Source organism: Cohnella baijiui (assembly GCF_020731285.1).
Lineage (GTDB): Bacteria > Bacillota > Bacilli > Paenibacillales > Paenibacillaceae > Cohnella.
The window spans coordinates 398,385-410,437 of sequence record NZ_JAJFOW010000002.1 but is presented as its reverse complement, the minus strand read 5'-3'; the positions used below and the strand labels follow the sequence as shown (position 1 = coordinate 410,437).

The 12,053-nt window shown below is 52.9% G+C and carries 7 protein-coding genes and 1 tRNA gene; all 8 read left to right on the top strand.

Features of this window, described 5'->3' with window-relative positions:
* Nucleotides 1-18 precede the first annotated feature (18 nt).
* Nucleotides 19-1,848, top strand: coding sequence for a cache domain-containing sensor histidine kinase (locus LKX83_RS03505; protein WP_227880780.1), 1,830 nt, complete (start codon nucleotides 19-21; stop codon nucleotides 1,846-1,848).
* The gene (locus tag LKX83_RS03500) at nucleotides 1,842-2,651 is read left to right on the top strand and encodes a response regulator transcription factor (RefSeq protein WP_227880779.1); all 810 of its coding nucleotides are present in this window, start codon (nucleotides 1,842-1,844) and stop codon (nucleotides 2,649-2,651) included. The genes LKX83_RS03505 and LKX83_RS03500 overlap by 7 nt, the downstream gene beginning before the upstream one ends.
* 119 nt (nucleotides 2,652-2,770) lie before the next feature.
* Nucleotides 2,771-2,857: transfer RNA gene (locus LKX83_RS03495), tRNA-Leu, on the top strand.
* 474 nt (nucleotides 2,858-3,331) lie between these two features.
* Nucleotides 3,332-4,246 (top strand): AraC family transcriptional regulator, encoded by a 915-nt coding sequence (locus LKX83_RS03490; protein WP_227880778.1) that lies wholly within the window; start codon nucleotides 3,332-3,334, stop codon nucleotides 4,244-4,246.
* A 115-nt stretch (nucleotides 4,247-4,361) separates the two neighbouring features.
* Nucleotides 4,362-5,810: an ABC transporter substrate-binding protein gene (locus LKX83_RS03485; RefSeq protein ID WP_227880777.1), complete on the top strand. Its 1,449-nt coding sequence runs from the start codon at nucleotides 4,362-4,364 to the stop codon at nucleotides 5,808-5,810.
* Nucleotides 5,811-5,875: 65 nt separating this feature from the next.
* Nucleotides 5,876-6,775 (top strand): carbohydrate ABC transporter permease, encoded by a 900-nt coding sequence (locus tag LKX83_RS03480; protein WP_227880776.1) that lies wholly within the window; start codon nucleotides 5,876-5,878, stop codon nucleotides 6,773-6,775.
* A 13-nt stretch (nucleotides 6,776-6,788) separates the two neighbouring features.
* Nucleotides 6,789-7,619, top strand: coding sequence for a carbohydrate ABC transporter permease (locus tag LKX83_RS03475; protein ID WP_227880775.1), 831 nt, complete (start codon nucleotides 6,789-6,791; stop codon nucleotides 7,617-7,619).
* A gap of 65 nt (nucleotides 7,620-7,684) precedes the next feature.
* A complete protein-coding gene (locus LKX83_RS34220; RefSeq protein WP_227880774.1) occupies nucleotides 7,685-11,989 on the top strand; it encodes a glycoside hydrolase family 55 protein in 4,305 nt (1,434 codons plus the stop codon).
* Nucleotides 11,990-12,053 lie beyond the last annotated feature (64 nt).

Below are 12,053 nucleotides of genomic sequence, written 5' to 3'. Positions count from 1 at the left end.
ACAACAGGGGGAACGGGCATGCGGGGAAGCGCGGGGAGAGCGGCGAGACGGGTGTTCGAGGGATTGTGGGTTTCCTTCGCCAACCTGAACATGCAGCAGAAGCTGCTGGTCGTCTTTCTGGCGCTCGTCTGCCTCCCGCTGGTCATGATCAGTTACGCCTCCTCGAACGCGTACACGCGCTCGATCAAAGCGAACACGACCGCCTACGCCACCGAAATTACGTCCAAGATGGTGCTGCATCTCGACGACTACGTGACGGACCTGTTCAACATGTCGGCGATGCCGCTGTACAACCAGGAATTCCTCGAGTGGCTGGCCGATCCGGACACCACGCTCGCCAAGTCGCAGGGGATGGACCTGTATATCAGAAACCTGAACAAAATCAAGCCGGACACGGTGTCGGTCTACGTGTTCGACAATTACGGGCATATCGACTACAATATCAAGTCCGGCGGCAAACGCAGCAATCTCGAGCAGGTGTCGGGCGAGTGGGCGGACATCGCGAAAGCGGGGGACGGCCGGCCGATGCTCGTCAGCACGCAGGAGGTAACGACGGACAAGGAGGCGTACTACGCCTTCTCCGTTATCCGGCAGTTGAAGAGCGTCAAGACCGATTTCCATCCGATCGGCTTCATCGCGTTCGATACGAACGTATCCGCCATCAGCCGGCAAATCCGGGACGTGGACGCGGTCACGAAGGGAAAGACGATCCTCGTGGACGCGAACAACAAAGTCGTGTACGACAGCGACGGCGCGCTGACGACGCAGGATCTGTCCGGCGCCGAGTCGATTCGCCAAGCGACGGGGGACCGGGGCGCCTTTCCGATCCGGATCGAGGGCAGGGACTACATCTGCACCTACGCCAAGTCGTCGTTGACGCGCTGGAAGATGTTCGTCTACATTCCGCTGGAGGAAGCGACCCGCCAGGCGGCCGCGACCCGTTATGCGACGCTGCTCACGTCCGGCGTGTTCGTGACGATCGCGCTCGCGATCGCCATCGCCATCTCGTATGCGCTTACTCGTCCGCTTAGCAAGATCAAGACGCTCATGCAGGAAGTGCAAACCGGTAACCTGAACGTCAGCTTCAATCAAAAGTACCGGGACGAAGTCGGAATGCTCGGCCGCCACTTCAACATCATGGTGACCCGCGTCCGCGACCTCCTGGAAGAAGTGAAGCTGACCCAGACCCGCAAGAAAGAAGCGGAGTATGCGGCGCTGCAGAGCCAGATCAATCCCCACTTCATCTACAATACGCTCGAGATGATCCGGATGCGGGCCGAGCTGAACGACGACGAGGAAGTGGCGGAGATGACGTTCACGCTCGGCAAGCTGCTGCGGTACGGTGTCAACCACGAGGAGCAGCTCGCGACCGTCGGCCAAGAGCTGGATCACCTGAACAATTATCTGGCGCTGCAGAACATGCGGTTCTCGAACCGGTATCGCCTGGTCGTCGACATCCCGGAGCGGGATCGCGCGCTCGGCTGCGTCAAACTGATGTTCCAGCCGATCGTCGAGAACGCGATTCATCACGGGTTCAAGCACAAGCTGGAGGGAGGCACGCTGCGGATCGACGTCCGGCACGAAGGGATGGACGTCGTGTTCACCGTCGCGGACGACGGAGCGGGCATGGACGAGGAACGGCTGAAGGCGCTGCGCGAGCATGTGGCCGGTCATCGGGCGCTCGCGGCACCGGGGCGAGGCATCGGCTTGCGCAACGTGCACGAGCGGATCAAGCTGCAGTACGGGGAGGCGTACGGCCTCCACATCGAGAGTCGGGCGGGCGAAGGGACCGTCGTCTCGATCCGGCTGCCCGCGATCCGAGAAAAGGAGGAGACGGAGCCATGTTGAAGGTTATGGTCATCGACGACGAGGCGCATATCCGGCTCGGCATCGCGAAGATTCTGTCCAAATACCCGGGCGGGCTCGAGATCGCGGGGCAGCATGCCAACGGGCTGGAGGCGATGGTGCAAATCTCGGGGATGGGGCCTGACGATCTGGACGTCGTCATCACCGATATCGAAATGCCGATGATGGACGGTCTCCAGTTCATCGAGCAGGCCAAGGCCCGGCTGCCGGACCTGTGCATCATCATGCTGAGCGGCTACAACGACTTCGAATACGCGCGGCGGGCGATGCGCGCGGGCGCGACCGACTATCTGCTGAAGCCGATGGACAAAGTCGAAGTGTTCCGCCTGCTGGACCGCTGCGCGGCGCGCAAGCCTACCGCGACCGGCACCGCGGGCGAAGGTGCCGCCGCGCCAACCGCCGCCGCGCCGCGGCCGGCCGAAAACGCAACGACGGAGCGAATCCGCAAGCTGATCGACCAATCGTATCATCGGGACATCGATCTGACCTACATCGCGGATCAGGTCGGCTTCAACGCCAGCTACATCAGCAAGCTGTTCAGCCGGGAACGGGGGGAGACGATCACCGATTACCTCAACCGGGTGCGCATCGGCAAAGCCAAGCAGTTCCTCCGCGATCATCCCGGCCTGAAGGTGTACGAGATCGCGCATCTCGTCGGCTACGGAGACAAGATTTATTTTCAAAAGCTGTTCAAGCGGATGGTCGGCATGACGCCGCTCGAATACCGGATGGGGGCCTCGGGCGGGGAGGAGAGCGATCGCAAGCCCGGCTCGCACGCCCATTAACGCGGCGGATTTGCACATTTTTAAGGAAAGCGAAAAACAGCTTTACAATTGCTTCGGCATTCGGTATGATATCCCTTGTCGTCGCAAAGAGGAACGGTAACAACCGGGACTCGCGGCATGCGGTCGTGGCGGAATTGGCAGACGCGCTGGATTCAGGTTCCAGTGGTAGCAATACCGTGGAGGTTCGAGTCCTCTCGACCGCACCACCTAAGAATGAACGAGCTCTTGAATCTGTCCTTGTGACGGTTCAGGAGCTTTTTGCATGTTGGGATTTGTAAGGTGTTGCTCATGACTTGCGCCGACAAAATCTTTGAACTGTAGTCAAGATGAGCATAAATGTTAGCCGTCGTAGAATAATGGCTATGCCCGAGCCATTATTGAATGTCCTTCATAAGACGAATTGTGTGCTGTCCGATCATGAAGGAATTGCTTCGGATTGATCCGGATCAAACAATCGAGTGGCATTTGGATATTAAATTGGACTGCGAAGGTTAATACGCAGGTTTAATATTGAATACTCGTATTCGTTGATTTGTATGGTACAATATGGCTGTCTATCCCAATCCGTTTGCGATTTGGCGAAACCATTGGATATGATGATTCGAACGAAACTCTTCTAACGAAGGGTTTTTATTTTTACCGTGATAGAGGACGATCATTCAAATGAGGGGGAATTTGGAATGACATCAAAGAAACACCGGCGCTCCTCACTCGGAGATAAGGAAAAGGAAACGCTGAAACAGACGGTCTGGCTTGAAACGCTGCAGCCGGAGGATACGATTCCCTATCTGAGAGAGATGTATTTCCCGCCTTATATTACACTGGCACACGTTTTTAATGCTGAGCCGGGGTGGTCGCACCAGCCGCGTAAGCAGTCACAATACCAGTTTCAATATGTTGTGGAGGGAACAGCGGAGTACGAGATCGGAGGTCAGCGTATCGTCGCGACTAAAGGCGACTTGGCGCTATATTACCCGCAACAGGTTCATGCTGTTCGGACAATTCCCGGCGAACCGTATATTTGCGTCTCCATCGTGTTTCATTTCGGCACGGCAGAGCTGCCGCTGAGCGAGCTTCTGCCCAACAATCTTGGCAATTTCAAGCATCATCTGGTTGAACAGCAATTGATGCAAATTCCCGCCATATACCATAGTACTGAGCTCGGAGATCGTATGATGTCCCAAGGGCTCCTTTTACAGATATTGGGACAATTGATCCAGAAGGCAGCTGTTGGTAATGATCTGTCCCATAAAGTTTTGAAGACAAAAGCAAATTTGGTTCAAATTCAGCGGTACTTGATCGAACATTTTACACGCAACATTTCTCTTGAAGAGCTAGAGAGGGTTTCCGGATACAGCCGCAATCATCTAGTTGAGCAATACAGGCGGCAGTTCGGCGTTACTCCGTTCGAGCACATTCGCTTGCTTCGTGTCGAGAGGGCAAAGCAATTGGCGTTGAACACCGGGCTGTCGATAGGCGAAATTGCTGAGAAAGTCGGCTACGGCGACGTTCACGCGTTCGGGAAAATGTTTAAAAAAATGACGGGCGTCAGTCTAAGTCAATTTTGCGCATCTCTAGTTATCAACAAGCCGTGATATTGGATACCAAAAAGGGATATGAAACGAAGACTTTCCGATTGTAAGCGTTATATAATTTGGCTAACAACAAAACAAAACGACATCATAGTGAAAAACGAAGGGGTGGCAAAAGTTGAAGAAATCAGGAACTCAGTTCAAATGGATCACGATTGCGCTTTGTTTTATCCTGGTGTTTACTTTAGCGGCTTGCGGAGAAAAGAAGGCAGCGAATGCAGGATCTGAAAATACAGAAAATTCGGAAAAATCGGAAAACAATACTGAAAATGTGAATCCTAAAAGTGATGTCAAATTGACGATGTGGGGATTCAAGGTTGCATTCGACCCTGGATTCAAAGCGGTTGCAGATGAATTCAAGAAAAGAACGGACGTTACGGTGGAGACCCAAATCATTACTCCGGACGACGCGTACAACCAGAAGGTCCAAGCTGCCGCCACGGTGAACGATTTGCCCGACTTGTACTTGTACTGGAACGGTCCGGCTGCCGGGTCATTTGATGGAACCGCTTACGAATGGAGTCAGGAGTTAAACGCGAATCCCGAATGGAAAAACAGCTTCTTCCCGTCCGCGTTAGCCGGACAAACAGTTGCCCAAGCAAATATCGATGAATGGCAAAAGGATGAAAAGATAAGCCAATGGCTGAAAGACCGCAAGGTGGATGAGATTTTCGGCCTGCCGATCGACGTAGGAACGTTCTACACCATCTATGGAAATGCCAAGCTGCTCAAAGAAGCGGGCGTCCCGACCGACGCTCCGGCAACCGTCGAAGAGTGGATCGAACGGATGAAGATGGTCAAGGAAAAAACGGGAAAAGCCGGCTTCGTCTTCTCCGGCAAGACGGATTCCGTCTACGAGAACTGGATGGCCAATTTCCAGGATTACATGAAAAACGGGGAAGAAAGCTTTACAAAGCTGATGAATCGCGAAGGCAATATGTCAGACCAGCAACATCTCCAACAGCTCAAATTCATCGAAGATCTGGCGAAAGCGAAGTTATTCCCCGATGGTATGGTCAATCTCGACATCGACCAGTCGGATCAGCTCTTTGCCCGCGGAGACGCGGCCTATTCGCTGGGCGGAACGTTCACGTTCGCGAATTTCTCGGCGTTGGGCATGAAGTCGGAAGACGTAATCAGTTTTCGCGTGCCTGCTTACGCCGGTTCGGTGAAACCGGACGTTACCGCGGTTCCGTTCGGACTTGTGCAACTGATCGTCAACAACAAGAAAAAGCATGTGAAAGAAGCAGTCGACTTCGTTAAGTTCCTTACTTCCGAAGAAGGAATGGTACTCTATGCGAACGCGGCATTCGACATTCCGTCCGTTAACGTGCAGGACAAATCGAAGCTGCATCCGGCAATCGAATCGATGCTGTCTTCGTTATCGATGGAAGACAACTGGTGGTCCCAGAATGGACCGATTCGCGACAAAGTATTCACGAATCCGGAGTGGAGAAAGTTCCACGAGCTGAAGCAGAAAGTGCTACTCGGTTCCCTCACAGCCGAAGATGCGGCGAAGTCATTCGACGGTACGGTGGCAAAAGAGAAAGCGAACGAAAAAAAATAAAGCAATGCAGGTGGAGGGCTTAATTTCCCTCCACCTGATTTCTCTCCTAGAGTAGGTGCTAGTAAATGAACAAAAGAAAAGAAATGGTCGCCGGGTATGCGATGATCGCGCCGGCAATCCTTTTATATCTAATGGTCGGATTGGTCACGCTTCTGTTTTCGATTTGGATAGCTTTTCAACACGTGAATGCGGGCTCGCTGATCTCTTCTGCCAAATTCGCCGGGTTCGATAATTTCAAGGATTTTTTATGGGGCGGAGATTCGGTCGCGACCGGCATGTTCTTTAGCGCGATCAAGAACAATTTGATCATCGCTGCATCTCTCATCGTGATCGTCATTCCGCTTTCCCTTGTGCTTGCCGTTTTGCTGCAAAACATCAGATGGTTCGCGAAGGGATTCCGGACGATTTTTCTTATCCCTATGGTGACTGCGTCCGTGGCCATTTTTTATGTATGGCAGGGCATTTATGACCCGGCGGGCGCGCTGAATACGACGTTGTCCGCCTTCGGGCTGGACGCGCTCGTGGCGAAAAACGGCTGGCTTGGGGAAATCAATACCGCGCTGCCCGCGATCATCGCGCAAACGTGCTGGGGAGCCATTCCTGCGACGCTCATTTTGTACGTAGCAGGACTGCAGTCCGTCGATACCCATCTTTACGAATCGGCCGACATCGACGGCGCGACTGCACTTCAAAAGCTGCTGCACATTACTTGGCCGGTGCTTCGCCCGATTACCGCGATCGCCGTCATTATGACGATTAACGGGGCGATGCAAATCTTCGATAATATATGGCTCATGACCAAGGGCGGACCGGCGGGATCGACACAGGTCGTCAACGTGCTTGTTTATCAGGACGCTTTTGCATCGGGCAAATTAAGCAGGGCGAATGCCATGGGATGGACCGTATTCCTCGTTACCTTCCTGTTCTCGTTAATCAGTCTAAAAGCTCTGCGTAGCAAAACGTAAAGGAGGACGGTTCATGTCAAACAAATCGCTCAAACAAATAACGATTATGGCCGTTCTTATCGTCTGGTCCGCTATATGCTTATATCCGCTTCTTTGGATGATCGGAGCATCGCTGAAGAACAGTCAGGAAGTGATGCAATCGTACTCTCTCTTTCCTTCGGAAACTTGGCATTGGGGAATTTTCGTCGACGTCTGGAACAAACTGAAGTTCTTCAAATACTTTACGAATAGCGTAAACGTTACTTTCTTCACCTTGATTGGCGTGAATTTCATTTATTCGCTCGGAGCTTTTGCGTTCGCGAAGCTCGACTTTCCCGGCAAAACCGCCATATTTTATGGATTTCTGGCGATGATGTTTGTTCCGGGCATTACGATTTTGATCCCGCTCTATTTGACGGAATATTACTTGGGTATTCTGAACTCGCATCTCGGACTCATTTTACCTATGGTTAACGGTGCGGGACCATTCGCCATGTTTCTGTTTCGCAACTATTTCCATTCGATTCCGCATGAGATCTACGAGTCGGCTAAGCTGGAAGGCTCGGGGTTGTTTCGGATCTGGTGGCGAATTTATTTCCCGCTATCGCTTCCCGCCGTTGCGACCATCACAATCATGAATTTTCTCGGCTCGTGGAATACGCTCGTTCTGCCCATGGTCATGTTGACGAACAAAGATTTATTTACGCTTCCGTTGGCGGTTATGTTGCTTGACTCCGGCGTGTTCCGTCAATGGAACGTGCTGATGGCCGGTTCGCTTATTTCCATCGCTCCCGTCATCCTGGTCTTTTTCTTCATGCAGAAATATTACATTCAAGGCTTGTCCTCCGGGGCTATCAAGTCTTAAACACCAATTTTCCTCAGGTGTAACGCCCTATGCCTTATATTCTATACAGATGGGATAGGTGTACAGTGAAGAAAAAAATAAGCTGGATCATGGCGGTGGTATTGTGTATGGAGATGATTTATAGCGGGTTTCTGATTTTGCCGGGAGCGACTCCGCAGGCTGCTGCCGCTCCAATGGGAGACGTGCTGAAACTTACGGTCGTTAACGACGCGACAGATACCGGAAACTACGATAAATATGTGCGTGTTAAGCTTTCCGTAGCGAGCACGACTATTGCTTCCGGCGACTATTTGGAATATGATGTCAAGCTGGATGGGGCGCCGAACTCTGCCGGAGCTGTCGATATTAAGTTCACCGACGGGTCCTGGTTAAGCGATGCTTCCGGATATTACGATCAGAACGGGATAGGCGGAAGCGCGACCAATTCGATCAAGAATGCCGCAAACCAATGGTATCACCGCAAGCTTAAACTCCCGGCGAGCGTGGTCGGCAAGACGATCGAAAGCTGGTCGTTATACGGACATAACAGCATTCCGAACGACGTATATTCGGCATACTACGATAATGTGACGCTCACGAACGGGAGCGGGACGGTGAAATTGACAGCCTACGGTAACGGACCCATTCCTTTTCAGAACGTCCTGAATTCGAATGGCATCGCGGCGGTTAAATTCGAGGGTTTGCAAGCTTCCTTTACGAAGGGGTTGCCATCCGGAGATGTCTTGCATTATAAAGTAACGAATAATTCAACGACGGGAACAAACAAGTATAGTTATCTCAAGTTTTCAAACGCTGGCGCGAATTCCTATGTTTTTACAGCATCCGATTACATTGAATACGATGTCCTGCTAAACGATTCGCTTGCTTATGGAGCTGGTGGCATCGACATTGTCAATACGGACGGTACCGCGTTCCGAGACGCTGCCGGATGGATGGATCAGCTCGGCAATGGCGGTCATCCGTCGACCGACATTAGTCGGTATGCCGCGGGCACATGGTTGCATCGCAAGCTGCAGGTTCCTTCGTCTATGGTCGGAAAAACAATCAGTTACTGGATGCTGGGCGGGGAGAACGACGACGCGAACACATCCTATTTGGCCATATATGATAATGTCATAGTAACGAACGGATCTGGAACAACCAAGCTGTCCGCCTATGCGGATGGGGCGCCTTCGCTTAACGTCTCGGCGCTGACCAGCAACGCTACGGGCACCTTGACGGCGGTGTCCTATGCGGACGCTACGGGAAGTCCTTCGGGTGATGTTCTCGGGTTTACGACCCAAATGGCGGCCGAGCCGGATTTCACCCCTTTCGGCTCCTATTCGAACAAGTACTCGTACTGGGCATTTTCAGATCAAGCTTATACGATCCAAAGCGACGACTATTTCGAGTACGACGTCAGTCATATCGATTTTACCTATAGACCGGGTTTTGCCGCCGATCTTCAGTTTACAGACGGTTCGACATTGCGAGATTCCGGCGCTTACGACCAGCACGGGTTGAGCGCTCACCCGTCGACCGACCTGCTTCGCTATACGGCAAACCGGTGGTATCACCGCAAAATCAAAATTCCCGCTTCCCTGGTCGGGAAAACGGTCTCCAAATGGATCGTTGCCAATGAAACGAACATGGGGAACGACTTCACGACAGGGTATTTGGACAATGTCACGATCACGAACGGCTCCGGTACGGTAAGAGCGACGGGCTATTCCGGAGGCAATCCGGCGATCAATCAGGAGATGTACAGGAATAACGCGATCTTCGCGCTAATGGCGAAAGAGCCTTTGGCGGGTTATGCGGCAGGGACGCCCGCCGTCGTGACCACGACTTTCCCTACTGAAGATGTGCCGATCGCCTCTTACAACGTCATGAATTTCGGCGCCGTCAGAGATGGGACGACGGATGACACTGTCGCGTTTCAACAAGCGCTGTTCGCGGCGGACCAGAACGGGGGCGGCGTCGTCTTCGCTCCGGCCGGTCAGTATGCGATCAAGGGACATCTTTACATTCCTTTGGGAGTAACCTTGCGCGGCGACTGGAAAAATCCCGACAGCGGCGGGCTTGGCCAAGGTACGATATTGAAAGCATACGAAAATAAAGGAAACGAAAATGGCGTTTCGTTCATCTCGATGTACGGCAGCTCGGCACTCACGAATGTTTCGATCTGGTATCCGGAGCAAAGCATGAGCAACGTGCAGGCATTTCCGTGGACGATTCAGGTACTGTTCCATGATAATGCGGCGGTGGAAAACGTCACACTGGTCAACTCTTATAATGGAATCAAACTGGGACCCAACTGGAATGAGCTGGAGTATATTCATAACGTGTACGGTACGATTTTGCACAAGGGCATCGAACAGGGATTCATCTCTGACGTATCCCGCATTGAAAACGTGAAATTCAAGCCCGATTACTGGAGCGCTTCCGGACTGGCAGGGTCCCCTTCTTCTCCAGCGGATTTGACGGCATTGAAAAACTACATGGTCGCCAATGCGGAAGGGCTGCGGATCGGGCGGGTCGATTTCGGCAATGTGTACGATGTGACATTGCGCTCATTCAAAATCGGCGTCAATCTCGCCTTTGAATTCTCGTCCTACGGAGGGCAGGCCGGCGGAACAGTTAATATGGCGAAGCTGGACATTGCCGAAGGGAATATCGGTGTGCTGGCCGATTATGCCAATGTCTCGGGATACACGATCAGCGATTCGTCTATTAAAGCATCAAGCGGTACGAACCCGATTGCGGTCAAGGTGACACCCCATTATGCCAATTACCTTGGAATCAGCAATAGCGTTGTTGGGGGATCCCCCCAAACTGCCGTGTTGAAAGAGGGTACGGGCACAATATCCCTTCAGAACGTTACGTTCGACGACTGGGGGTATTCCGGCGGAACATATGCCATCGAGGCGAAGGACGGAAGCTTGTCCGTGGCGGGCAGCACTTTCTCCAAAAACGCCAAGGCCATCCTGCTGGCGAGCGGTCTCAAATCCGCGACTGTCATGGGGAACTCCTTCAACGGCAGTCCTCAAATCGACAACACCAGCGGTCTGAACAGTACCTATTTGCAAATCGACCATACCGGATTCAGCTTCGACGCGCGTTCTTATTCTAGTCACATATACCGTCCGTCGATGCCGAAACCGCCGAATTCCAATTTCTACAACATCAAGTCTTCCCCGTACAATGCGGTCGGAGACGGCACGACAGACGACATGTCGGCCATCCAGAACGCGCTGAATGCAGCGTCGTCGGCTGGGGGAGGAACGGTGTATGTGCCTCCGAGCAAGTACTTGGTCAGCGGCACGCTGAGCGTTCCGTCGAACGTCGAGCTTCGCGGCGTGTTCGACACGGCGCATCATACGCTCGCAGAAGGATCGGTGCTGTTTTCGACCGCAGGCAAAGGCAACGCATCCGGCACGCCTTTCATTACGCTTGCGGCCAATAGCGGGGTAAGGGGATTGACCATTCACTACCCCGAACAAGATTACACGAATATAAGCGCCTATCCGTGGGCGATTCGCAGCAACGGCTCGAATGATTACGTCATCAACGTGACGTTCAGCAACGCTTACCAAGGGATCGATTTCGGGTTGACGAATAACGCCGACAATCACTATATTAGCGGAGTTCATGGCACCTTCCTTAAACAAGGCATATACGCTGGCAAAAGCCCGACTGAAGGCTGGTTGGAAAATATTCATATGAACCCGCACTATTGGTTCCGTTCGCCATTCATCGGCAGCCCGCAGGGGGACTGGTTTTCGACGATCTATCAGTATATGATGCAGAATCTTGGATCGTTCACCCTTGGGGAGACAGGGAACGAGCATGCCCTCTCGTTGTTCACTTTCGGAGGTGATACGGGGTTTCGGACGGAGGCCCAGGGGACAGGCAAAACGAACGCCATCGTTTACTTGCCGGGACTCGATTCCCAGAGAATGGGCGTGCAGGTCGATGAGTCCGGAACGAAAGGCGTGGATATGATCGGTGGCATTTTTTACACCGGGGGTACGGACAGCACACGAGGATACGTATATGTCGGCTCAAGCCATTCGGGTACGTTCCGATTGTTCAATTCCTTGGGAGGCGATCCGAACAGCAAACCGGTTGCTCCGTTCGAGCTTTGGGGAGGTACGAGCGTGATTCAGCAATATTATTTGCCGGGGCCGGGCTCTGATCGCAACTTTAAGCTATATGGAGGGGGGGGGCGGATCGATAATATCGTCTCGCCGATCATCACGTCAAGCGATGCTTACGTGGCGTCCGGGATCGCCAGCGCAAGGTTTATCGGCGGTACCTACAAGGGCGGCTTCGATATCGTCAATCAGGCCGGTGCAAGCGTGACTGTCACAGGGAATGTTAGCAGATAAGTGGCAGTGGCCGTAAATGTTGAAGGTAACGTCGAACCGTTCTAGTTGGTACCGTACGCAGTCA

Bases quoted from the DNA above. Each gene is read 5' to 3' on its own strand.
- LKX83_RS03505 (WP_227880780.1), top strand. From the start codon at position 19: ATGCGGGGAAGCGCGGGGAGAGCGGCGAGACGGGTGTTCGAGGGATTG.
- LKX83_RS03500 (WP_227880779.1), top strand. From the start codon at position 1,842: ATGTTGAAGGTTATGGTCATCGACGACGAGGCGCATATCCGGCTCGGC.
- LKX83_RS03490 (WP_227880778.1), top strand. From the start codon at position 3,332: ATGACATCAAAGAAACACCGGCGCTCCTCACTCGGAGATAAGGAAAAG.
- LKX83_RS03480 (WP_227880776.1), top strand. From the start codon at position 5,876: ATGAACAAAAGAAAAGAAATGGTCGCCGGGTATGCGATGATCGCGCCG.
- LKX83_RS03475 (WP_227880775.1), top strand. From the start codon at position 6,789: ATGTCAAACAAATCGCTCAAACAAATAACGATTATGGCCGTTCTTATC.